This window comes from Lysinibacillus telephonicus, assembly GCF_039654155.1.
Classification (GTDB): domain Bacteria; phylum Bacillota; class Bacilli; order Bacillales_A; family Planococcaceae; genus Ureibacillus; species Ureibacillus telephonicus.
The window spans coordinates 3,630,753-3,655,035 of the sequence record NZ_CP155468.1; the positions used below are offsets into that span (position 1 = coordinate 3,630,753).

General features: G+C 34.9%; 25 protein-coding genes. 10 read left to right on the forward strand and 15 right to left on the reverse strand.

Features of this window, described 5'->3' with window-relative positions:
- Nucleotides 1-124: 124 nt before the first annotated feature.
- From MKY04_RS17610 to hemE, 7 genes are all read right to left on the reverse strand, one after another.
- Nucleotides 125-658, reverse strand: a complete 534-nt coding sequence (locus MKY04_RS17610) for a FixH family protein (protein ID WP_346234845.1) — start codon at nt 656-658, stop codon at nt 125-127.
- A complete protein-coding gene (locus MKY04_RS17615) occupies nt 659-2,050 on the reverse strand; it encodes a sensor histidine kinase (protein WP_126293499.1) in 1,392 nt (463 codons plus the stop codon).
- Nucleotides 2,047-2,739 carry a response regulator transcription factor gene (locus tag MKY04_RS17620; RefSeq protein ID WP_126293423.1) on the reverse strand — a complete coding sequence of 231 codons (693 nt, stop codon included), beginning with the start codon at nt 2,737-2,739 and terminating at the stop codon, nt 2,047-2,049. The genes MKY04_RS17615 and MKY04_RS17620 overlap by 4 nt, the downstream gene beginning before the upstream one ends.
- Before the next feature lie 6 nt (nt 2,740-2,745).
- Nucleotides 2,746-3,699 (reverse strand): YncE family protein, encoded by a 954-nt coding sequence (locus tag MKY04_RS17625; RefSeq protein WP_126293424.1) that lies wholly within the window; start codon nt 3,697-3,699, stop codon nt 2,746-2,748.
- A 222-nt stretch (nt 3,700-3,921) separates the two neighbouring features.
- Nucleotides 3,922-5,343 carry a protoporphyrinogen oxidase gene (gene hemY, locus MKY04_RS17630; protein WP_346234846.1) on the reverse strand — a complete coding sequence of 474 codons (1,422 nt, stop codon included), beginning with the start codon at nt 5,341-5,343 and terminating at the stop codon, nt 3,922-3,924.
- A gap of 11 nt (nt 5,344-5,354) precedes the next feature.
- Nucleotides 5,355-6,287: a ferrochelatase gene (gene hemH, locus MKY04_RS17635; protein WP_126293426.1), complete on the reverse strand. Its 933-nt coding sequence runs from the start codon at nt 6,285-6,287 to the stop codon at nt 5,355-5,357.
- A gap of 49 nt (nt 6,288-6,336) precedes the next feature.
- Nucleotides 6,337-7,386 (reverse strand): uroporphyrinogen decarboxylase, encoded by a 1,050-nt coding sequence (hemE, locus tag MKY04_RS17640; protein ID WP_346234847.1) that lies wholly within the window; start codon nt 7,384-7,386, stop codon nt 6,337-6,339.
- A gap of 319 nt (nt 7,387-7,705) precedes the next feature.
- Between hemE and MKY04_RS17645 the strand changes: the two genes are divergently transcribed.
- Nucleotides 7,706-8,218: an antibiotic biosynthesis monooxygenase gene (locus tag MKY04_RS17645; RefSeq protein ID WP_346234848.1), complete on the forward strand. Its 513-nt coding sequence runs from the start codon at nt 7,706-7,708 to the stop codon at nt 8,216-8,218.
- A gap of 734 nt (nt 8,219-8,952) precedes the next feature.
- Here MKY04_RS17645 and MKY04_RS17650 read toward each other — a convergent pair.
- Together MKY04_RS17650 and MKY04_RS17655 are read right to left on the reverse strand one after the other, a co-directional pair.
- Nucleotides 8,953-10,149, reverse strand: a complete 1,197-nt coding sequence (locus MKY04_RS17650) for an ABC transporter permease (protein ID WP_126293429.1) — start codon at nt 10,147-10,149, stop codon at nt 8,953-8,955.
- Nucleotides 10,142-10,882 (reverse strand): ABC transporter ATP-binding protein, encoded by a 741-nt coding sequence (locus MKY04_RS17655; RefSeq protein WP_346234849.1) that lies wholly within the window; start codon nt 10,880-10,882, stop codon nt 10,142-10,144. The genes MKY04_RS17650 and MKY04_RS17655 overlap by 8 nt, the downstream gene beginning before the upstream one ends.
- A 105-nt stretch (nt 10,883-10,987) precedes the next feature.
- Between MKY04_RS17655 and MKY04_RS17660 the strand changes: the two genes are divergently transcribed.
- The 6 genes from MKY04_RS17660 (at nt 10,988) to MKY04_RS17685 (ending at nt 14,476) form a co-directional block, all read left to right on the forward strand.
- Nucleotides 10,988-11,413: an HIT family protein gene (locus tag MKY04_RS17660; RefSeq protein WP_346234850.1), complete on the forward strand. Its 426-nt coding sequence runs from the start codon at nt 10,988-10,990 to the stop codon at nt 11,411-11,413.
- A gap of 214 nt (nt 11,414-11,627) precedes the next feature.
- On the forward strand, nt 11,628-12,161 hold the full coding sequence (locus MKY04_RS17665; RefSeq protein WP_346234851.1) for a tryptophan transporter: 534 nt from the start codon (nt 11,628-11,630) through the stop codon (nt 12,159-12,161).
- 221 nt (nt 12,162-12,382) lie between these two features.
- Nucleotides 12,383-12,760: a YtxH domain-containing protein gene (locus tag MKY04_RS17670; RefSeq protein WP_126293433.1), complete on the forward strand. Its 378-nt coding sequence runs from the start codon at nt 12,383-12,385 to the stop codon at nt 12,758-12,760.
- Between the two features lie 175 nt (nt 12,761-12,935).
- Nucleotides 12,936-13,496 (forward strand): HTH-type transcriptional regulator Hpr, encoded by a 561-nt coding sequence (locus MKY04_RS17675; RefSeq protein ID WP_185807654.1) that lies wholly within the window; start codon nt 12,936-12,938, stop codon nt 13,494-13,496.
- Between the two features lie 179 nt (nt 13,497-13,675).
- Entirely contained in the window at nt 13,676-14,218 is a 543-nt protein-coding gene (locus MKY04_RS17680; RefSeq protein WP_126293435.1) for a DUF3267 domain-containing protein, read from the forward strand.
- A 72-nt stretch (nt 14,219-14,290) separates the two neighbouring features.
- Nucleotides 14,291-14,476, forward strand: coding sequence for a hypothetical protein (locus MKY04_RS17685; RefSeq protein ID WP_126293436.1), 186 nt, complete (start codon nt 14,291-14,293; stop codon nt 14,474-14,476).
- An 81-nt stretch (nt 14,477-14,557) separates the two neighbouring features.
- Here MKY04_RS17685 and MKY04_RS17690 read toward each other — a convergent pair whose 3' ends face one another.
- Complete coding sequence (locus MKY04_RS17690) at nt 14,558-14,665, reverse strand: YjcZ family sporulation protein (RefSeq protein ID WP_126293437.1); 108 nt, start codon at nt 14,663-14,665, stop codon at nt 14,558-14,560.
- A gap of 150 nt (nt 14,666-14,815) precedes the next feature.
- Between MKY04_RS17690 and MKY04_RS17695 the strand changes: the two genes are divergently transcribed.
- Entirely contained in the window at nt 14,816-15,718 is a 903-nt protein-coding gene (locus tag MKY04_RS17695) for a peptidylprolyl isomerase (RefSeq protein WP_126293438.1), read from the forward strand.
- Between the two features lie 108 nt (nt 15,719-15,826).
- Here MKY04_RS17695 and MKY04_RS17700 read toward each other — a convergent pair whose 3' ends face one another.
- The 3 genes from MKY04_RS17700 to yhaM all read right to left on the reverse strand — a co-directional run bounded on the left by MKY04_RS17700 (nt 15,827) and on the right by yhaM (nt 18,704).
- The gene (locus tag MKY04_RS17700; RefSeq protein WP_246020203.1) at nt 15,827-16,156 is read right to left on the reverse strand and encodes a zinc ribbon domain-containing protein YjdM; all 330 of its coding nucleotides are present in this window, start codon (nt 16,154-16,156) and stop codon (nt 15,827-15,829) included.
- A 209-nt stretch (nt 16,157-16,365) separates the two neighbouring features.
- Nucleotides 16,366-17,574, reverse strand: a complete 1,209-nt coding sequence (locus MKY04_RS17705; RefSeq protein ID WP_346234717.1) for an ISL3 family transposase — start codon at nt 17,572-17,574, stop codon at nt 16,366-16,368.
- Between the two features lie 191 nt (nt 17,575-17,765).
- Nucleotides 17,766-18,704, reverse strand: a complete 939-nt coding sequence (gene yhaM, locus MKY04_RS17710) for a 3'-5' exoribonuclease YhaM (protein ID WP_126293440.1) — start codon at nt 18,702-18,704, stop codon at nt 17,766-17,768.
- A 212-nt stretch (nt 18,705-18,916) separates the two neighbouring features.
- On the opposite strand from yhaM, the gene MKY04_RS17715 reads away from it, so the two are divergent.
- The gene (locus tag MKY04_RS17715) at nt 18,917-19,102 is read left to right on the forward strand and encodes a YhzD family protein (RefSeq protein WP_126293441.1); all 186 of its coding nucleotides are present in this window, start codon (nt 18,917-18,919) and stop codon (nt 19,100-19,102) included.
- Nucleotides 19,103-19,284: 182 nt separating this feature from the next.
- Here the strand turns inward: MKY04_RS17715 and MKY04_RS17720 are convergent, their stop codons facing one another.
- Nucleotides 19,285-20,067: an enoyl-CoA hydratase gene (locus MKY04_RS17720; protein ID WP_346234852.1), complete on the reverse strand. Its 783-nt coding sequence runs from the start codon at nt 20,065-20,067 to the stop codon at nt 19,285-19,287.
- A 71-nt stretch (nt 20,068-20,138) separates the two neighbouring features.
- Entirely contained in the window at nt 20,139-21,785 is a 1,647-nt protein-coding gene (locus tag MKY04_RS17725) for an FAD-binding dehydrogenase (protein ID WP_346234853.1), read from the reverse strand.
- 751 nt (nt 21,786-22,536) lie between these two features.
- On the opposite strand from MKY04_RS17725, the gene serA reads away from it, so the two are divergent.
- On the forward strand, nt 22,537-24,156 hold the full coding sequence (gene serA / locus MKY04_RS17730) for a phosphoglycerate dehydrogenase (RefSeq protein ID WP_346234854.1): 1,620 nt from the start codon (nt 22,537-22,539) through the stop codon (nt 24,154-24,156).
- Nucleotides 24,157-24,283 lie beyond the last annotated feature (127 nt).

The window sequence follows — 24,283 nt, forward strand, 5'->3', positions numbered from 1 at the left end:
GGGTTATGCTCAAGCCCTAATCGACGAGAGGAGCCCGCGTCCTCGATGGGCTGTATGGCTTGCGCTAAAAAAATTAAACCCTCAAAGCTCGCTCAAGCTTTGAGGGTTTTCTAGTTGCTATAATTTAATGCTGATGATTACTGCTGCTATCTTGCTCCTGATTCATGTCACTTTCTTCATGAGCATCTGTTTCAAGCTCATGATTCATCATTGATTCACTGCCTTCATCTTCTTTAACTTTGCTCATATCTGGGTTGCCAACGATAATTTGTTGTTTAGGCATAACATGAAGTCCGCGAGCATTAGTATGTGCATACATATAATAAACTCCATCGTGATCGAAAGTTATTTCTGCTTTATACACACCCTCGCCTTCTAGTTTACCATCAATCATTTGCCCATCATCGCGGTAGCCTGATTCCCATACTTCGAATTGAACACTATCTGCATCATCTACATTTTCATTATTTTGTGTAACATGTGCTGCAAGTTCTATCGGTTCATTAACCGCTGCTTTTTCCGGTGTTAAAATATTAACCTTTACTTCCAGCGCTTCTACATCTACCGGCTCATCATTTGTATCGACCTCAGTTTCATTTGAAAAACATCCAACTAATAATGCTGGTACTGCTATAAAAGCTAAAAATAACTGTTTCATTTATAACTCCTCCATCATTGGAATATTAATTGTTACTTTTGTTCCTTTTCCAACTTCACTTTGAATTGTTAAATTACCTTTATGCTGTTTTACTAGCTGTTCAACAATAGACAAACCTAAACCACTTCCACCGTCTGCTCGGCTTCTTGCCTTTTTCACTCGGTAGAATCTTTCTGTAATATGAGGCAAATCTTTATCTGGGATGCCAATGCCCTGATCGGTAATTTCTATCACCGCATTATCTTTCATCATCTTAGTCAAAATGGAAATCTTTGAATCGTTATTTGAATAGCGAATGGCGTTTTCAATTACATTAATAAAAATTTGCTTTAGTTTTTCTTCATTGCCCTCAACGATTATTTGTTCATCAAATGATGTTACAAAATGAATGTCCTTTGAGTCTGCCTGATTTTTTAGAAGGCGAATAGCTTCTCTAACGGTCTCTGATAAAACGATTGGATAAAATTCTACAGCTGTATTTTCATTTGATCCTCTTACTAGTTCAAGAAGCTCATTCGTGAGCCGCTCCATCCGTTCAGCTTCTCTAACGATTAAATTCATCGCTTGCTCCCGTTCCTTGCCTTCAATATAATTCTTCTGTATCGCTTCACCATAGCCTTTAACATAACTAATCGGAGTACGTAATTCATGTGATACCGTTGCAAGAAACGTTTTTTGCTGATCATCTTCCCGTTCAATCGCTGCTGCCATCTCATTAAATGCTTCGGAAAGCTTGCCCATTTCATCTTTGGATGAAACATTTACCCTAGTGCTATATTCACCATTTGACATTTTTTCAACTGCACTCTGCAATTCCTTTAAAGGCCTCAAAATATGCTTAATTCCTTGATATACGAAGGCTGCTAATATACAAGAAAAAATAATGGCACTTCCGATTAATAGCAGTACTTCTTCATTCGCTAGCTCTGTTATTTTAGCCAATGGATAATATATATAAATTATCCCTTCTAAACGATTTTGATCTACTAAAGGAAAAATGACTGAAATTATTTGTCTTTGAAATCGCTCTTCATAGCCAATTTTTGTAACAGATTCACCTTGAAGCAAATGCTGTCTTTCATTAGGACCAATGAGTGTATCATAATCAATTTCAAATGGAACACACGCACTTAATTCCCGGGGATTTCGAACAGCAAATACATCTAAATTTGAATACGTATTGTAATCCTCTATTTCAGCAATTAATGCATCGGTTACTTTGCCGCCCTTATACTTTGTTTGAAGCTTGTCACCTACTTCTATCATCGAGGCCTCTGTGTCTTCAACATATAATTGCTCATATAAATAATCGGTTAAGACATACATGAAAACAATTGTTACCACAATAAACAGTACAATTAATCCCCAAATTTTAGCAAATATCTTTTTCATTCGTTTTTCTCGAAGCGGTAACCAATACCCCAAACTGTCTGTATATACTCGCTTGCTTCCTTCGATTCCTTCGCTAGTTTTAGCCTTAACGTTTTTATATGAGTATCAACTGTTCTTGTCCCACCTGAATATTCCATATCCCAAATTCTCTCAAGTAATTGTTCTCTCGAATAGACAGTACCAGGGTTTTTTATAAATAAATATAGCAGTTCAAATTCTTTTAATGTTAACGGAACAGATTTCTCACGGATGAAAACCTTCCTTGAAATTTCATCTATTTTTATAACACCACATTCAATATTCGACTGATTTACAAAATCGTTTTGAGGCTTAGTTCTTCTTAAAACAGCATTGATTCGTGCAACTAATTCACTAGCTGTAAAGGGTTTTACAATATAATCATCCCCACCAATTGTAAGCCCTCTCACTTTATCTTCATTAGCATCTCTTGCCGTTAAAAATATTACTGGGACAGGAGAAAGCTTTCTTATATTTTCACATACAGCAAAACCATCTTCCCTATCCATCATGACATCCAGCAATACGATGTCTATATCTTCATAGGCGATAATTTGATATGCTTCTTCTCCATTTGGCACAGATAATGTTTTAAAGTTTGATTGCGACAGCATCACTTCAATTAAATTACGCATATCTAGTTCATCATCAACTATTAATACTGTTGTCATTTTCTTCTATACCTCCCTTACTAATAGTTGAAAAGGGCCTTTGTTTGTATAAATTTCTTTCGTGATTTGTCCATTCTTTAAGAAATATAATTTATGATCATCGTAGCCAGCTACAACAACTTCATCTTCAATAATCGCAACTGAAAATGGGTTTGCACCAACTTCAGTTTTCCATAATGTATTGCCTTTTAAATCCATTGCATATAATTCATTTGCTCCATGATTGACAATATATACTACATCTTCATTTCGGGAAAAACCAATGGGCATCATAGAGACTTTTATTTTATCTACAAGGTTCCCAGTTTGTAAGTCTAGAACATCTATTGACTGATTTGGACGACTACCCTCACCATGGCCCCCTATCCAAATGGTATTTTCTTCAGGTATTATCAAAACTCCGTTTGAAGATTTTGCAATTGGCCATTCTGCTTCTAGCTTTAAATTCTCCATATTTACTACAGATAGAAGGGTATCTTTATAATTCACTACATAGAGCTTGCCATTATAAGATGCCATTGACATCGGGTAATTACGCAATTCTAACTCATTTAATTTATTTCCTTTATCATCATAACTAGTGACACTATTTCGCTCACTATTAGCAATAAAAATCTTTTTCTCTTTTTCTTCATAATAAACATTTGTCGTTCCAATGCCGGTTTTTATTGTTTGGAGCTTCTTTCCAGAAGATAACTCGTAAATATCGGCTTCATCTAATTGATGGCCGTATAATAATATTCGATCCTGCTGTATTAATGCCGCACCGGTATAAGCTTTGTTAAAGTTCCAAACTGCAATCTCTTCCCCTAATGGATTGTAAAAGGTAACAGATGGCTCCAATATACTTACAGAGGCGACGAATGATTGATGATGGTTGATTGATGAAAATTTTTCATCTCTACAACCTGCAATTACAGTGATTAATAAAAGAAATATAAATGTCTTTATATAGTTCATTTTTGCCCATCACCTCTATAGCCATCTTACTGTATAAATGTGAACTTTGATTGAAAAAAAATCGACAATCTCAAGTATTTTGAGCTTGTCGACTTTAAATCAATTATTTTTCCCCGCAATTACACCAGCCTACCATCGCTTTCGGTGCCACTATATTCTTTAGATTTCCGCCTTCGTTTCTCTTTTTATTGGATCTTTACTCTGGCCACTAAATAAAGAACTTTATGTTAACTGCATCTCAAACATTTCTTCTAGTACGTCAGAAGCAGCTTTTTTTCCTTGTGCAACACAACTCGGAATACTTATTCCTTCATAAGAGCTGCCTACTAATTTTACTTTAGGAAACTCAGTTTGTATTTGTTGACGAATTTCTTCCATTCGTTTTTCATGACCAACAGTATACTGCGGCATAGATTGATTCCAACGAGTAACGACAGTAAATAAAGGAGCCTCAGAAATACCAATTGCTTTCTTTAAATCTTGAAGAACTGTTTTTTCTATATCACTATCTGACAGTTCTACAATTGTCTCATCTCCTACGCGTCCAATATAAACTCGCAGCATGTCATAGCCATCTGGAGCAACATTATTCCATTTATGATTACACCATGTACAAGTTGTAATGGCTAAATCACTATTTCTTGATACAAAGAAGTTCATTGCATCTTTATGTCTTTTAATCTCTTCTTGCTTAAAAGCCAACGTTACAGTAGCAATGGTTGCATAATTCATATCTGGCATTTCTTCTAGTAAACCATAACTATTAAAAATCCTTTTTGTTGCATTAAAAGGCGTCGTCATAACTACCGCATCACATTTAAGTGGAGCAATATTATTAAAATAAACTTGAATTGAACCATCGCTTAGTTTATCAATCGATTCAACTTTGATCCCTTTTAAAACAGAGTTAGGCAACAATTGAGATTCCAATGACTCAATTAAAGTTTCGAGGCCATTCTTAAACGTTTGATAGGATTTAATATAATCTTTACTGTGAGACAGCCCTGATTTTTTTAATCCTAGAATTAAACTTCGATATTGTTTTTCCAGCTGATAAAACTGTGGAAACATTGATTGAATGCTTAAATGATCAATATCACCAGCAAATGTTCCTGCAAGTAATGGTTCTACTAGATTTTCAACAACCTCTTTGCCAAAACGACGTCTAAAAAAGTCACCTATTGGTTCATCCTCTTCTTCTCTAGTTTTTGGCAATAATAAATCACCTGCTGCACGGACTTTTCCACTTAATGAAAATAATCCTGATGTAATGAATGAGGAGACTTCAAGCGCCCCACCGAACATTAAATTAGACGGAATAGGATACAATTGACTACCTACCGCAACATAAGTTTGCCCGTCATTATTCGAAACCATCTCTTTTTCAATTCCTAAGTCCTTTGCTAAATCGCGAACACTGTTCATATAATCTAAAAACGATTCAGGACCACGTTCGATAATAAATCCATCTTTTCTTAAAGTTTGAATTTTCCCACCTACACGTAAAGATGATTCGATTAAAACGACATCAACTGGTAAATTGTTTTGTTGTGCATATCTTTGTAAATAGAATGCTGTCGTTAAGCCGGTAATACCACCACCTATAACAGCAACTTTTCGTCTACCTAAAGTCACCCTCATCATCACTCTCTACGTTAGTTCGCTAACTTTTTATTAATCGCATCTACCATTGCATCTATAAATAATGGATGTGTATTTGGCATTGGTGGTCGTCTGTAATTTGCCCCAAGTTCTTCACAAACAACTTTACATTCATAATCGTTATCATATAGTACTTCTAAATGTTCTGTTACAAAGCCGACAGGAATATATACGAATGAACGGAATCCTTTTTCTTCATAAAGCTCACGAGTTAAATCTTGAACGTCTGGACCAAGCCAAGGTTCTGGTGTTTGTCCAGCTGATTGCCAACCAACTTCAACATTTTTTACCCCAGTAGCTTGCTGAATTAAACGTGCAGTTTCAATTAATTGTTCCTCATATGGATCTCCTGCAGCTTTAATTTTCTCTGGTAATGAATGATTCGAAACGATTAAGCATGCTTTTTCGCGCTCTTCCTCAGACATTTCAGCAAACGCATTGTTTACCACCTGTTTCCAGTACTCAATAAACTTCGGCTCATTGTACCAAGCTTCAACTGAAGTTAGCTTCATCGAGCTGCCTAATTTTTCAATCATTTCCTGCGCACGGCCATTATATGATTTGATTGAGAAAGTTGAGAAGTGCGGTGCTAAAACAATCGATACCGCTTCTTCAATTCCTTCTTTAACCATAGCTTCCACAGCATCTTCAATAAAAGGTTCAATATGTTTTAAACCGATAAATACTTTATATTCAACTTCATTTTGTACTTCATTTAAACGTTTACAAAGAGTTTCAGCTTGTAATTGCGTCATTTTTGCAAGTGGAGAAAGCCCACCAATTGCCTTATAACGGCTTTTTAAATCTTCTAAATGCTCTTCTGAAGGTTTGCGTCCATGACGAATGTGTGTATAGTATCTTTCAATATCTTCTTCTTTATATGGAGTGCCATATGCCATCACTAATAATCCACGTACGGGTTTCATAAATTTCACCTCAAATTTTTTTACAATTTCACTAAATTATATTAACACATTAATCCATTTGACCTATTTGTTGACGACTGTATTCATGGATAAGTGTAGTAAGACGTTTTAATACATCAGGATTTACTTCTGGGAAAACCCCATGACCTAGGTTAAAGATGTGGCCAGGTACTTCCAACCCTTGATCGATAATATTTTTCGTACGTTGCTCAATTACAGACCAATCTGCTAAAAGCAATGATGGATCAAGGTTGCCCTGTACAGCTTTATTTACACCTAATTCGCGTGCTTTTCGTATAGGCATGCGCCAATCTAGTCCAACTACATCAATTGGAAGGTCATTCCATTCATTTACTAAATGGCTTGCACCAACACCAAATTGAATTAAAGGAACGTTTTCCTTTCGTAGTTCTGCAAAAATCCGAGTCATAATCGGTTTAATAAATACACGATAATCCTCAACATTTAAGGCACCAACCCAAGAGTCGAATACTTGAATTGCTTTTGCACCAGCTTCAACTTGAGCTGTAATGTCGGAAATTATCATATCTCCTAATTTATCCATTAATGCGAACCACGCTTGCGGCTGTGAAACCATGAATGATTTCGTTTTATTGTAATTTCTTGATGGGCCGCCTTCGATCATATAGCTAGCCAAAGTGAAAGGTGCTCCTGCAAAGCCAATTAATGGTACATTTAATTGTTCTTCAGTTAAAAGTTTAATTGTTTCTAGAACATATGGAGTATGTTCTTTCGCATTAAATTGACCAAGCTTTTCAACGTCTGCTGCTGAACGAATAGGATTTGAAATAACAGGTCCAACACCAGCTTTAATTTTCACATCAACGCCAATACCTGGTAAAGGTGTCACAATATCTTTATAAAGAATTGCAGCGTCAACATTATAGTTTTCTACAGGTAATCTCGTTACATATGCACACAGCTCAGGTTGATGTGTAATTTCTTCTAGTGAATACTTTTCTTTAATTTTTCTATATTCGGGTTGTGAACGTCCAGCTTGGCGCATATACCAAACTGGTGTGTATTCAGTACGTTCTCCTCTAGCTGCTCGCAATAATGTATCATTAATCGCTTTCATTTTTGTACCTTCCCCTCGAATTAATAAGCCCTCTGTTAAACTATTTACAAAAAATTTGCTATAAATTTACAAAGGCATGTTTTTATTCAGTATAGGCAATTCTATACAGAATAAGCTTTTAATATAGTGTTTGTTCATTGATATCCGTTTTCAAATATATACTTTTGCGTTTGTATTGTATAGTTTTATCGACCAAATGTCATAAAATTGTTCGTTAATGCAAAATTTTTAATCGTTATTTTTTGACAGAAAATAGTATTATTTCTTTAAATAAAATTATAGAATTGTAAAATCTAACTAGAGAGGGGCTTACTAAAAGATGTTTGTATATATTACTTCAGGAACAGCAGATTATATGGAGAAGATGCGCAAGAAGTATGTTGAGAAGGAAAATATGATTATATTACACGGTTCAGGCAATTCTGTGCTTCTTCATGAATCAGAAAAAAAATCACTATTTGCTACACCTCGCAAATACGAAGTAATCGATCAAGTAAACGTTCTTGAACAAAGAGGCTATTTTGTTTTAAATAATATACCTGTATCGGATGAAGGCAGGCCTATATTTGAACAACGTTTTTTAAATCGTGCCCGTGCAATCGAAAATGAACCAGGATTTATCGCATTTCGCCTTTTGCGTCCACTCGATTCAGACACATACATCGTACTAACTCAATGGACTGGTCCGAATTCATATGAAGCTTGGAAGAACTCTCAGTCTTTTAAAAATGCCCATAGTAAACCCGATCCAGCTCCCGGCGTTAAAAAACAAAATATTTTCAATGCAGCAAGTTATATTACTACCTATTCTGGGAAGGTATCTGAAGAATAAATAAAAGTTATTTTAACTGTAAGAACAGTACAATTGGGCATCGTGCTGAATTGTACTGTTTTATTATAAGATTTTACATGCTGTTTTTTCTTCAAAGGAGCTGTTATTTAACACGGGTTCGGAACTTTTCATATGGTTTTTATTCATATTTATATGGGTTTATTTTTTTACGCGGTTTGCTCAATTATTTACGCGGATTTATTTTTTTACGCGGTTGCCGTGCTTTTTTACGCGGTTTACTCTATTATTTACGCGGGTTCGCCCTATTTTTACGCGATTTCCACTCATTTTTACGCGGGTTTATTTTTTTACGCGGTTTTCTCGCTTTTTTACGCGGTTTCCTCAATTATTTACGCGGGTCCGCCCTATTTTTACGCGATTTCCACTCATTTTTACGCGGATTTATTTTTTTACGCGGTTTTTCCTCACTTATTTACGCGGTTTTCTCAATTATTTACGCGGGTCCGCCCTATTTTTACGCGATTTCCATTCATATTTACGCGGGTTTATTTTTTTACGCGGTTAGCTCGCTTTTTTACGCGGTTTCCTCAATTATTTACGCGGGTTCGTCCCATTTTTACGCGGGTTCCCCTTATTTTTACGCGATTTCCATTCATATTTACGCGGGTTTATTTTTCATGCGGTTTCTACTTGTTTTTACGCAAATCTATTTAAACTAAAAAAATAAAAGTGCCGTAAAAGCAATTTAACATACTTGCTTCTACAGCACTTTTTTATTCACGTGAAGGATCTTTAGACATTATAAATGTTATTTCACTTATTAATATAACAACAATCGCAGGTACAAAAAATAATGGTTGTTCAATAGCACAAATTAGAACAATGAATGCTTGTACTACCATAAAAATGCGTAATACTTTTTGAACAGCTTTTTTTCTAAGATTGCTATCAATTGGATAAAGCCTATCCATTCGAAAGTCTGAAGATGACAGCAGCGCATATTTTAATTGAAGCGTTGTTGCAAAGGATAAAGCACCGGCTACAACCCATATAACAATTGGAATATTGACAAAAATTGCTATCACCCCAGAGATAAACGTTAAGCGAACCCAGAGATAAAAATGGTCATCTGTGCGGATAAACGTTCTGAACACTAAATAATTATGAGCATTTTCTTTTTTATATGGTATTAAATTATAAACAAAGTTTAGCCAGCCACGACGTCGAATTGACCCCCGTAAATGTGGTACATCAGTAAAGTAGTTTGCAAAGCGATAGAACCCCATCATACGGTTTTGTTCTAATTTTACAAAATGCTCATAAGGCACTGGCTGTACCTTAACCCTTCTTTTCAACGAGCTATTATAGAAAATCAATAACACTACAAAAATAATAGCCAATGCAAAATTAGAAGAGAGCATCGCTTGAACTGTTAGTATTGAAATGACTACTCTAACAATTCGATCTACAAACGTATTGCTCCCTCGATTGCAATAGCGATAATTAAATTCAATTTGCACATTCAAATATTTTAAAATAACGACCACAGCTAGCCCCAGCCAAATAAATGTAGAGGATAGCTCTGTTACTGTATTTAATAATGGGATACCTATAATGTAAACAACAACCGCAAGTCCTACTTGAGACCAAAATGTCCAGTTGAGCGCTCTATTAAAGAAATAGGACATTTTAGATTCCAAAGGTAATAAATACACTTGGTCAGGTTCTCGCAATAACGTAACAGGACGACTGAATGCTAAAATAAGGCCGACAATAGCCGCTACAACCCATTCACCAGGAAACGCATCAGAAACAACTTTTAACCACTCACTATATTGATATCCAACCGCACCAATGACAAAGACTAGTACGAGCGCCAAATGCCCTGTGAAAACAAAGCGCATATATTTTTGCACTTCATTTATATAGTGATTAAATCGTTTTGACCAAACTTCCTGCAAATTATTCATTATAGGTCTCCTCGGTCATTGCGATATATAAATCATCTAATGTAGCATTTGGCATATTAAAGCTTTTTCTTAAATCATCCATCGTCCCTTGTGCACGAACTTGTCCTTCATGCAATAAAATAATTCGGTCACAATGCTTTTCAGCAGTCGATAAAATATGCGTGGACATTAAAATTGAAGCGCCTTCCTTTTTCTTCTCATCCATTTGATCAAGCAAAGACTGAATACCAAGAGGATCAAGGCCGACAAACGGCTCATCAATAATATAAAGCTGAGGATTAACTAGGAACGCACACATTATCATTACTTTTTGACGCATTCCTTTTGAAAAATGCGAAGGAAACCAATTAAGACGCTTCTCCATTCTGAATTCCTTTAGTAATTCCTGTGAACGATTTTTTAGTGTATTTTCATCTATTCCATAAGCCATTGCAGTTAATTCAAGGTGCTCTTTTAAAGTTAATTCATCATATAATACTGGCGTTTCAGGTATATAAGAAAATGATGATCGATATAAATCAATATTTTCATTTAACGTTACGCCATTTAATCGAATTTTTCCTCGTTGTGGAAGGAGTGTACCGATAATATGCTTTATCGTTGTACTTTTTCCCGCACCATTTAAACCAATTAATCCAACTAGCTCTCCTTTTTCTATAGAAAAAGATAAATCTTTAATTACTGGTTTTCTCGTATAGCCGCCTGTAACATCAGTTAGTTGTAACAATGTCATTTTTTAACGTCACTCCTATTCTTTCTACAGTTTAACAAAAAATGCGAATGGAATCAGTTGTCATATGTTAAAATAAATTAAAACTTGTTTGAAAGGATGTTTCCTATGAGCGATTGCATTTTTTGCAAGATTATTGATGGTACTATTCCAAGCGTGAAAGTCTATGAAGATGAGAACGTCTATGCTTTCATGGATGTTGCACCTTTAACGAAAGGTCATACTTTATTAATTCCAAAACAACATGTAAAAGATCTTTTTGAAATGCCAGAGGAAGTAGCAAAAAATCTATATGGAGCTGCACCAAAAATCGCTAATGCAATTAAATCGGCATTTAACCCTGCTGGTATGAATACATTAAATAATAATGGTGCGTTTGCCGGACAAACTGTTTTCCACTACCACTTACATTTTATACCACGCTACGATGAAAATGATGGACTAAAAGTAAAATGGGAAACAAAACAAAACGAATTTACACCTGAAGCATTACAATCAATTGCTGCACAAATTCATGATAAATTAAATGCTTAGTATCTTGAATTAACCGAAAATACTATAAATTTCAGCAAAGATTCAACTATGAAACATCTCTCTTTAAAGAATATGAAACTATGTTTTTTCTATTCTATTACATGAGGTTGCAAATTATTTATTTTACAATTAAAATCATATGTAAGTTTCGCTAACGGCAAAGAGTGCACGTTGGGAAATGGATGAGCATAGAACTGCAGAGGAGAGATTTGAATTGAATACAAAGAATCTTGTTTTAATGGCGCTTTTAGTTGGTGTAGGAGCTGCGCTTTATCTAATTATCCCAGGCTACGGTGAGGGGATGAAACCGGACTTTATGCTAACAATGATGTTTATCGGAATATTATTATTCCCTACATTTAAAGAAACATTTTTATTAGCAATTACGACTGGTGTCCTTTCCGGATTATTTTCATCATTCCCTGGTGGATTTGTACCAAATATAATTGATAAAGTTGTTACAGGCATAATCTTTTTTGTTGTTGTTGTTTTATTACGACATGCCGCACAAAAGGTTGCAGTTGGAACTGTATTAGTTTGCTTAGGAACACTTCTTTCTGGAGTAACTTTCCTATCTATGGCACTAGTATTAGTAGGTTTACCTGGCGATGCTGCTTTTGGTGTACTTTTCGCAGCTGTAGTATTACCGGCTGTTGTTTTAAATGCTGTTGCATTTATCATCATCTACCCAATTATCACAAGTCTATTAAAACGCTCGAACTTCAACACATCGGTTTCACAAGCGTAGTTAGTTAGTGTAGACAAAGTCTTTCATATGACTTTGTCTACACTTATTTTTTTGGCTTTAAACGAATTTCCTTATAGCATTTTTAACAGCCACTTCTGCTTTTTTAATTTGCCTTTTCATGGTTTAATAAGTTTAAGAATAGTAAAATTTTTTAAATAGAAAGTGATTACCTATCCCATATTAAGTAATAACTATACAAGTAAAATAAGGAGATGACTAATATGCGCGGAAAACCATTTTTAATCGGATTATCAACAGGAGTTATTGGAGGAATCGCAGCAATTTTATTGACAACACCACAATCTGGACAGCAGATTCGTTCGAATATCGTTTCAAATGCAAAAAAAACAAAGACGACTTTAAAAGAAATGAAAGTGCATTCACAATCATTAAAAGAGTCTTTTTCGACATTAAAATATGAAGCGAAAAATAATATACCAAAAATAATTAATGACTTAAAATATTCTATTACCAATTTCAGGGATGAAATCGAACCTGAAACATTAAAGTTAAAAGAAGAAATAGCAGGATTGCAGAAAACCATTACAGAAATCGAGAATAATCTTTCAGAAATAAATAATAAAAAGAAAAATGAATAGATAGATTTATACTCAAAATTACCTAAAAAATATCGTTTCATTAAGTAATTTTCAATCATTTTTAAGTAATTTATGGCATTTTTTAGGCAACTTCCAATTATTTAATTTTTCTAACTTTAAACTTTTTTCTTTTATTGCTATAATATTTTCATAATGTTAATGAAAGAAGAAGGTGATTGCTTTGTCTGATGAAACATACACAATGAAGGAAGCAATGCTTTATAGTCAAAGAATTGCTCAATTGTCAAAAGCACTTTGGAAAGCTGTAGAAAAAGACTGGCAACAATGGATTAAACCTTATGATTTAAACATCAATGAACATCACATTTTATGGATCTCATACCATTTAAAGGGCGCATCTATTTCAGATGTTGCGAGATTTGGCGTAATGCATGTTTCAACCGCTTTCAATTTTTCGAAAAAGCTAGAAGAAAGAGGCTTATTGAAGTTTTCAAAACGTGATGACGACAAACGCAATACATATGTCGAACTCACAGAAAAAGGTACCGAGCTTATTTTACTTATGTATGATCATTATTACGATACACATCATTCAATCCTTGAAGGCTCACTAGCATTAAAAGAATTATATGGTAGATTCCCAGAGTTTTTAGATGTGATGGCCGTAATTCGAAACATTTATGGTGAAGATTTTATCGAAATCTTTGAACGATCATTCAAAAACTTTAAAGAATCTTTAGTTGAAGAGGCTGACACAGTTAGTGTTAAAAGATAAATAAATTACTTGATAAACTTACTAGGTGAATGAATAATTTACAAAATGTCAAGGATTACTATGAGTGTAGCGATACACTCTTTTTCTTTTTCCTGAATTGTTTGTTTTAAAAGTATAGTATTTCACCTTTTTTTCATATACAATATTTTCACTATCACTCGTTAAAGGGGTTATCAAATTTGCATTGCTGGAAAACAATTAACATTAAAACGGAATATGGAACAGCATGGCTATCAATTATGTCTGTAACTTTATTTGTCATCGTGTTTTCATTTTCATTTGTATTATTTGATCGGATACACCCTACCCTTTACCGGGATGATTATTTTTGGCTTTTTTCTATATCCGTCATCCTACTTTATCCATTTCATAAAGTTGTCCATTATTTTTCATTATTCGAATATAGAAAATCTGTAAAACTACGCATCCGAATTGATCATAAATTTATCCCAATTATCCGTATGCGTATTAAGACATTAATTCCAAAAAGACGTTATATATTAACATTACTTGCACCATTTATTTTAATAAATTGCATATTAGTTATTCTCTTATTAGCTTACCCGCAATTTACACATTATATATGTTTATTGCTTTCGTATCATTGTAGTATTTGCTTAATCGACATACTATATGTTAAAAATTTAATACTTGCACCAAAAAACTCGGTAATTGAAGAAACTCCAAAAGGGTACGAAATTTTAGTTCCGCCTGCGCTATAAAAGTGTATTTGCTTGTATTATTTTAACTTTTTTTGTTATCCTTAAAGGAAGTGAAAGAGGGGAGGAATAGACTTGCTACTTCTAGTTGTAGTGCTATTCTCGGTGTTTTATTTATTTCAAATTAATCGTATGACATATGCACTTGTTATACAGAAAGAAATACCAGAAGAAAAACATGAAAAAATATTCCGTACAATTAATGTACTTATAACTATTCTATTAGTTTCCTTTTATATTGAAGTATCCTTCGCTATGTAAGTTTCGAATCGCAATTCGAACAATAAAAAGAGCTAAAGGCGTTTGCCTTTAGCTCCCAGTTGTATTTATACTTGTTAAATATTAGTAGATGAACGCTGCACCAACAATAATTAATAAGATGAACAATACAACTAATAACGCAAATCCATTACCATGGCCGTATTCGCCACCACCGTAGTTGCCTCCCATCACGACACCCCCTTTCAAAGTCTATATTATGCACCCGTGTTATTGGTACCTAGGCAAACGAACATGCAACCATTTTGTTTTTTAATCGTTTATGTTATAGTTACTATTGATTTAACTGATTTTAAATGATGTTAGGAGAGTATTATACCGATGAAAAAACCATTATTAGCATTAACACTTGCTACTTCTGTCTTCGCACTAGCTGCATGTAACTCGGGCGATGAAGTAGTTGTATCAACAACGTATGGCGATATTACAAAAGATCAATTTTATGAAGACATAAAAAACCTTGCTGGGAATGCATTATTAGAACAAGTAGTCATTGAACAAATTCTTGAAAATAACTATGAAGTAACAGATGAAGAAGTGGAAGAACAATTCAATACTGTTAAAGAACAATATGGTGACTCTTTCCAATCAGTATTAGAAGCAAACGGCCTAACTGAAAGTGCATTCAAGGATAATGTACGTTTCTCACTTCTACAAGAAAAAGCTACAAAAGATGTTGAAGTAACAGACGAAGAAATTAAAAACTACTATGAACAAGGTAAATATGAATTAAATGCCCGTCATATTTTAGTTGCAGATGAAGAAACTGCAAATGAAGTAGTTGAGAAGCTTAACAATGGTGGAGACTTCGCTAAATTAGCGGAAGAATATTCTCAAGATGGATCAGCTTCTAACGGCGGAGAACTTGGTTGGTTTACTGTTGGCTCAATGGTTCCAGAATTTAACGATGCTGCTTATGCATTAGAAGTTAATGAAATTAGTGAACCAGTAAAATCACAATTCGGCTACCATATTATCCAAGTTACGGACAAGCGTGAAGTTAAAGATTACGGCACTTTAGAAGAGAAAAAAGATGAAATTAAAGAAGCAATTGCAGCTACTAAAGGCGACTGGAATGCAAAAATCAAAGAGTTAGTAAAAGAAGCTGATATCGATATTAAAGATGAAGACTTAAAAGCAGCTTTAGATCACTACACAACATCATCAGATTCTGACGGAGCTAAAGAAGATTCAAAAGAAGAGACTAAAGAAGAAGCTAAATAATAAAATAATAATAAACAAAACACACCGTGTAACTTTTATGCGGTGTGTTTTGTTCTGAATAATCCCAGTAGCATAGGGTTTTGCGTTTATGATACTTGTATTCTTTATTTAAGCTTTCTTTACAAACTCTGATTTTAATTTCATTGCACCAAACCCATCAATCTTACAATCAATATTGTGATCTCCTTCAACCAATCGAATATTTTTTACCTTCGTCCCTATTTTCAAAGTAGATGAACTCCCTTTTACTTTTAAATCCTTCATAACCACAACCGCGTCGCCATCTACTAAAATATTGCCATTTGCATCTTTAACAACTAAACCTTCTTCAACCTGCTCATCTACTGTCCATTCATATGCACATTCTGGACAAATGAAAAGCTCTCCATCTTGATACGTATATTGTGAGTTACATTTCAGGCAATTTGGTAAATTCAATTTTATATCCTCCATTTTCCATTTATAAAAGTATATATAAGGTTATATTACTTTTCAATCTTTTTAATTTGGTCCTTTGTCAAATGTTGGGGTAACACTTGAGAGAACAAGAGAATTTGAGTATAAGATTAACTTTTCCTGCCCATACATTTCTTCCGAAGCGTAGCGAGGAAGGAATGTATGGGTAGGTCGCGGCTCGCTTCGCTCCCTCACCCAACATACAACCCTATTTTTCTATACATGTGACCTAATAATATTTTTGCTTTAAAGTGCTCATATTTGCGGAAGCCATAAGCATTTCGCTTGAGCACTTTTGATTTATTGTTAATACCTTCTAAAAACCCGTTTGAATAGTTAAAGACAAAGCTATTTAAGATTTCTACCTGCCAGTTTTTTATCGTTTGAATACGTTTTATAAAAGATGGAATGTTTGCCTCTTCTACCTTGCGGTAAAACGCTTCTAAACCTTCCTTCACCTTTTGAATATTCTTCTCTTCCTTAGCTTGTGTAAACCACTTTTTATACGCTTCTTTTAACTCATAGGCTTTTTTTAATTCAGGTGATAATCCAAGATAACGGTTTAAATACCAACGCTCATCTTCTGTTAATTTTGCAGAGTTTTTATGTAAAACAAATCGCATACGTTTACATTTTTTGCGATCATAAGCATGCATTTCTTTTTGAACTTTCCTTCTGACGTCATCTAAAGCCCAATGAATATAACGACAATAATGGAATCGATCCGCTACAATGATTGGCTTTGCTAATGCTTGATGGACAGCTGCTTTAAAGCTTCCATTCATGTCCATCACAACAATTTCTACATCTTGTCCATATTTTTGTAAATATGTTTTTATCGTTTGTAGTCGCCGATTCGGCAAAATATCAATTGGTTCATGTGTTTCCGCATTTGCTATAATTAGCTGATATTCCCCGGCATCTGTATCTGCTTTATATTCATCAATGGCAATCGCCTTTGGTAAACGAAACCCTTCTGGTAACGCTGCTTTTGTCTGTTTATTGAATCTACGTAGTATCGTTGAAATGGATGTACTGAGTATCATTGCAGCATCTTTAAATGTTTTTGATTTAACCGATTGAATAATCATGGCTTGATTTGTTTCCTTAGAAAAACGCTGGTAACGCTCAACAAATGGGGCCTTTTCGGCAAATCGCTTCCCACAAATACAACGATAACGGCGGCATTTATACATCAATTGCGTTGAACGTCCCCACATTGGAAGATGCCCAATCTTACGCATTCGATAGTCATGTACTTTCGACGTCTTTTCACCACATGCTGGACAAATGTGTTCTTTTATGGGTATTGAAATATACACTAAAATTCTATTTTCTTGTTCAACAATTTCCTCAAGGTTTACTCCTTTTAATCCTGGTAAATGCATGTTAAAATTCATATTGCACAACTCACCTTTACTACTTGTTTCTCGTCAATTCAAGTATAGTAAAATAGGTGATGTTGTGCATTTTTATTTTAGAAATTGTTTAAAAACCCCAACATTTATTATAGAACCTTTAATTTATAGACCGCCAAAGCGTATGTAATCAAAAAAGAGACACCCCAACTTTGGGATGCCTTCAAAATTATTTATTCAAACGTTGGCTTATAGAATGAACGATTGTCTAATGCAAATAATCTTTCTGTAAATTCGCCAGGTTTAGTTTTTGACAATGCTCTTGTTAACATATTCATTTTTGCATCAATATTATCAATGTAATGAAGAATTTCAGCCTCTTGAATCATTGGCTTTTTCGGGCTTCCCCATTCTTCTTTACCATGATGAGAAAGAACAATGTGTTTTAATACTACTACTTCCTCACCTTCAATACCCAACTCTTTTGCTGCTTGACCTATCTCATCCACCATAATTGAAATATGGCCTAATAAATTACCCTCTACTGTATAAGAAGTTGCAATAGGGCCTGTAAGTTCCTTTACCTTACCTACATCGTGCAGAATTATTCCGGCATAAATTAAATCACGGTTTAAGGACGGATATAAGTCACAAATCGTCTTTCCAAGCCGCAGCATTGATACAACATGATCGAGCAAACCTGAAGCATAATCATGGTGGTTTTTAGATGCAGCTGGAAAAACTATTAGCTCAGGTTGATGCTTTTTAATTAAATATCTAGTAATTCTAGAAATACTAGGATTCTTAATTTCAAAGAAAAATTGTGTTAACTCCTCAAAAAGTTCCTCTTTAGGGGTAGTAGAAGAAGGCAATAAATCATTAATTTGAATTCCTTCATCAGCCTTCGCAACTCTTATTTGCTTAATGCGAAGTTGATTTTTTCCCCTATAGTCATGAATTTCTCCACCAATATGGACAATTACTTCTGGTTGGTAAATTTTTTCATGCTCTTCATTTGTATCCCAAAGCTTCGCCTCTATATCCCCACTCTTATCTTGTAAGATGAGTGTCATGAAAGGTTTTCCTACTGTTGTAACTCCTTTTATAGCTTGTTTAATTAATAGAAACTGATTAACTGGCTCACCCGCTTGGAGTTGTGTAATTCCTTTCATAAGCAAACACTCCTTTATTCGTTTATTACTTTTTATTCTCTTTTTCTTAATTCTATTGTAACATGGGAACACAACTGAAACGATTGAAAACATAATGAACTCTATATAAAACTAATATTCCTTTAATACATCGATAAATCGATATTTTTCATGAATTATCTCAATATATTATGTATAATGTTAATATCTTCTATCTAAAGGGGTTGGATACTATGGAGAATTATCGTTTTACAGCATTTGAAAAAACAGGGGAAGTTTTATTCGATGAAGTATGGACTTTTGAAAGCGAAGCACTGGCAAAAGTAGAAGGACAAAAAAAAATTGAAGAAATGGCAGTAGCCGATAAAACCCATCGACTTGTGAATTCTTCAGGGAAGCTTATTCTATTTCATATTTAAGAGCGATATTGTCATAAATTAGGGCGATAACTTCACAAACATGGGCGATATTGTTAATCAGGACGGTAACTTCACAAACATGGGCGATATTGTTAATCAGGGCGGTAACTTCACAAATGAAATATAATACGATATAAATTCAAAAATCGAGGCGATCCAAATTTTCGAACCGCCTCGATTTTTTATTTACCTTTAAATTGCTGTGTACGTTTTTCTATAAAGGCTTTAATTCCTTCCAAGTGATCATCTGTTTTTCTCATTCTCGATTGAGCAGCTGCTTCCATTTCCAAAACTTTTTTAAGCTCTGGCAGCTTTTGGGCATGCAAAATTGCTTTAGTTTCAAGTACCGCTAAAATAGGAGACGCAAGGAATTTACCAACTATCTGGTCTACCGTAGCTTCCATCTCCCCTTTTTCAACAATTTGATCAATTAATCCTAAATCTAAAGCTTCTTTTGGTTCCATAATGTTGCCTTGCCAAATTAATTGCTTTGCCTTAGTTATACCTACTCGCTCTTTCATAAAGAAGTGACCACCGCCATCTGGGACAAGTCCAATACCGATAAAATTCATTGCAAGCTTACTATTTTCTTCTACAACAATTACATCGCACCCAAGTGCCAAACTAAATCCTAACCCTGCTGCAGCACCTTGTATTTGAGCTACCGTCACCATCGGCAGTTGGTATAAAGCCAGTACCATTCGAGTTATGTAACCCATAATAATTTCAAAGTCGACTGGATCTCCTGATGTCATCATCATTTTGATGTCTCCACCAGCTGAGAATATTTTTCCTCCTCCCTTTATTACTAAAATTTGAACTTCTGGATTGTCCTTCAAAAACTCAAAACAATCAGCTAACTCCTGCATCATTAATAAATTCATTGCATTTGCTATTTTCGGTCTGTTAAACGTTAAAGTTGCACGTCTATCTGCAATATCAACTTTTATCGTTTCATATGCCACAAAGACCACCCCCAATTAATTAATGAACGTTCATTCAGTAACTATATTCAATTTCTTGTTTCACTTTTCCTTTATTTACTTAAATATTTCCCAACTTGTCTTCCTGTAAACAGGCATCCTCCAACAAAAGTACCCTCTAACGATCTGTAACCATGAACACCGCCTCCACCAAATCCACTCACCTCTCCCGCAGCAAATAATCCTTGAATTGGTTCTCCAGCTTCATTAAGCACTTGACCATTTAAGTTTGTTTGTAATCCACCCAACGTTTTTCGTGTTAAAATATTTAGCCTAACAGCAATAAGCGGACCATTTTCAGGGGCAAGTAATTTATGCGGTTTAGCTACTCGAATTAATTTATCTCCCACATAATTTCTCGCACTTTGAATTGCCATCACTTGCAAATCTTTTGTAAATTTATTATCCATCTCTCTATCTCTTGCAAGAATCTGATCCTTAATCTTAATAAAATCAATTAGTTCATTGCCCGCAAGTCTATTCATCCCATCCACTAAATCTTTTAAACTATCAGCAATGATAAAATCTTCACCATGGTCTTTAAATGCTTGCACAGGTACTGGAGGTCCTGGCAATACACGTTTTAATATTTGTTTTATACTCTTATTTGTAAGATCAGGATTTTGCTCAGAGCCAGATAAAGCAAATTCCTTTTCGATAATTTTTTCTGTTAATATGAACCAGGAATATTCATAACCTGTCTTTTGTATCGCTTCTAAAGTACTTAATGTATCAAAACCCGGAAAGTTAGGTGCATTAAATCGGTTTCCTAATGCGTCAAACCACATAGATGATGGACCGGGTAATATTCTTATCCCATGGTTTTTCCAAATCGGATTCCAATTTTTTAGTCCTTCTGTGTAATGCCACATGCGATCTCGATTTACAATTCGCGCGCCAGTATTTGCAGATATTTTCAACATACTTCCATCTACATAAGCGGGCACTCCCGATACCATACTTTTAGGCGGCGTACCAAGTCTAGTTGGCCAGTTTTCTCGAACAAGCTCTAAATTCGCTCCTATTCCTCCACTTGCTACAATGACAGCATCTCCATAATATTCGAAATCAGAAATTTCTACTCTGGAACTTTCTTGTCCACGTTGAATAGAGCTTTCTTCAAGAATTTTTCCTCGAATTCCGACAACTGAGCCATTCGTTGTAAGAAGTTCATCCACTTTATGCCGTGGTTTATACTGAATTTTCCCAACTTCTACAGCTTGCTCTACTTTTTTTGCAAAAGGCTCGACAAGTCCTGGGCCTGTTCCCCATACGATATGAAAACGAGGAACAGAGTTTCCATGCCCCCCTGCCAAAGAGCCACCTCTTTCTGTCCAACCTACAACAGGAAAAAATTTAATTCCAAGCGACTTTAACCATTGGTACTTTTCACCGGCTGCAAAATCAACATACGCCTTCGCCCACTGATATCCCCATTTATCTTCATCATCTAATCGATCAAACCCTGCAGTTCCCAGCCAATCTTGCCAAGCCAGCTCTTTGCTGTCTTTTATTCCAAGTCTTCTCTGTTCAGGTGAATCAACTAAAAATAATCCTCCAAATGACCAAAAGGCTTGCCCACCAATTGAATTTGCCGGTTCTTGATCAACAATTAATACATTTTTATTTGCGTCAATTAACTCACATGCCGCTGTCAATCCCGCAAGTCCAGCCCCAACAATAATGACATCATATTTCACACTTCCACCCCTTTGTAAAAGTTAATATAAAACTTCTTGATTCCCTTTTTATTTCCCTTTAATTGCAAGTTATTTTTTTGTTCATGTTATAAAGCTATCATTCGCTTTATTCACAAAGTTACTGAACATTTTTCTAACGAGAATTTTTGATATAATCGCTATAATATTCTGATTTCTCAACAGGAAATCACAACCGTGATAGTCATTTTTGAAAAATTAGAAAAACTCTATTATACGAACTTTATTCGCATTTAAATTGTTTAATGTTCGTGTTTTTAACGTTTACTTAAGCGTTTTCATAAGGAATTTTAATTTTTTTATTAAAATCTGTTGACAAAGCTGAACAATTGGGATTATGATGTTAACAATTAAATCAACGAAAAAATATTATGACGGAGACATGCTCCTTCATTTGGAATCTAAAGAGAGCTGATGGTTGGTGTAAATCAGCGTTTTCAATGACTGTAGTTCCACTCCCGAATTGATAGGCGGAAATTGTAGTATGCCATATCCGAATCATGCACGTTACGCATTTGCTTTCGAGGTTGTTTGAAATATTTATTGTATTTCAGCAACGAAAAAGGGTGGTACCGCGTAAGTAATGTTAAGTTAGCCTTTCGCCCCTTACATAATTGTAGGGAGTGAAAGGCTTTTTATATTTATTACCCTTTCCACAAGATGAGCTAGTGGTTTAGGTACAAAATTATCAAAATTATTTGGAAAAATTATTTTTAAAGGAGAGTTTTAATCAATGGTAACAAAAACTACAACTGCAACTAATGTAATTAACGTATTTATCGCTGACCCGTTAAGTGAAGATGGTATTTTCCCTCTTCGTCAGGAAACTGGACTAAACTTAAATGTCATTATAGATACAGGTCTTACAGCAGAACAATTAATCGCAAAAATCGAAGACATACATGTTTTACTTGTACGCAGCCAAACAAAAGTTACTCGTGAAATTATTGAAGCTGCTAAAAATTTAAAATTAATTGGTCGTGCGGGTGTTGGTGTTGATAATATCGACTTAGCTGCTGCAACTGAACATGGGATCATCGTAGTTAACGCACCAGATGGAAACACAAACTCTGCGGCAGAACATACAATTGCAATGATGACGTCTCTTGCTCGCCACATTCCTCAAGCTTATAATTCATTAAAAAATGGTAAGTGGGATCGTAAATCTTATGTTGGGGTTGAGCTTAAAAATAAAACTTTAGGTGTTGTTGGTTTCGGCCGTATCGGTGCAGAAGTTGCTTACCGCGCTAAAGGTCAACGTATGGAAGTGATGGCATATGACCCATTCTTAACAGAAGAACGTGCGAAAGAACTTGGCGTAACAAAAGCAACAGTTGAAGAAATTTGCGAAGCTGCAGATTTTATTACAGTGCATACTCCATTATTACCTGAAACACGCAACTTAATTAACAAAGAAAAATTCGCTATGATGAAAGATGGCGTACGTATTATTAACTGTGCTCGTGGTGGTATTATTAACGAAGATGACCTATACGATGCAATCGTAGAAGGAAAAGTAACAGGTGCAGCCCTTGACGTATTCGTTGAAGAGCCTGCAACAGATCACAAACTATTAACGTTGCCGCAAGTAATTGCTACACCACATTTAGGTGCGTCAACAATTGAAGCTCAAGAATCTGTAGCAGTTGACGTCTCTAACGACATTATTAAATTCTTCAAAACAGGCACTGTAACAAACCCAGTTAATATGCCGTCAATTCCAAAAGAATTGCTTGCACAAGTAGAGCCATTCTTTGAATTAGCTGAAAAATTAGGAGCATTTTTATCTCAAGTTACTGCTGGCCCAGTAAAAGAAATCAACATTTCATATGCTGGTGAAGTTGCAAATTATGATGTTCGCCCGCTAACTGCAAACGGATTAAAAGGGCTATTAAAGAAAAACCATGGCGAACACGTAAACGATGTGAATGCACGCTACTTATCTGAGCGTGTTGGCATTAAAATTAATGAACATAAAACAACAACAGCAAAAGGCTTCACTAACTTAATTACAGTTGAAGTAAAAACTGAAAACGAAGTGCATTCAGTAGCTGGTACATTACTGAATGGTTTAGGTGCTCGTATCGTAAAAGTTGAAAACTATGTAGTAGACGTGATTCCACAAGGTCACTTATTATACATTAAAAACACTGACAAACCAGGTGCAATCGGGCGTGTAGCAACAAAGCTGGCTGAAAAAGAGATTAACATCGCAACAATGCAAGTAGGACGTGATCAAGTAGGCGGTACAGCTGTAATGATGCTTACAATTGATAATGAAGTTACGGCATTAGACTTGGAATATGTTGCTCAACTTGAAAATATTGATGAAGTAAAAGCAATTACATTATAACTTTATATTAAATCGGTTAAGAGCCACGCATATATTGCTGGCTCTCTTTTTATTGGCTCAATAAGTTTGGTATGAATACATAAATTTTCTTTCTAAGAGCAAAATAAATGAAATGTATGCAAAGAGA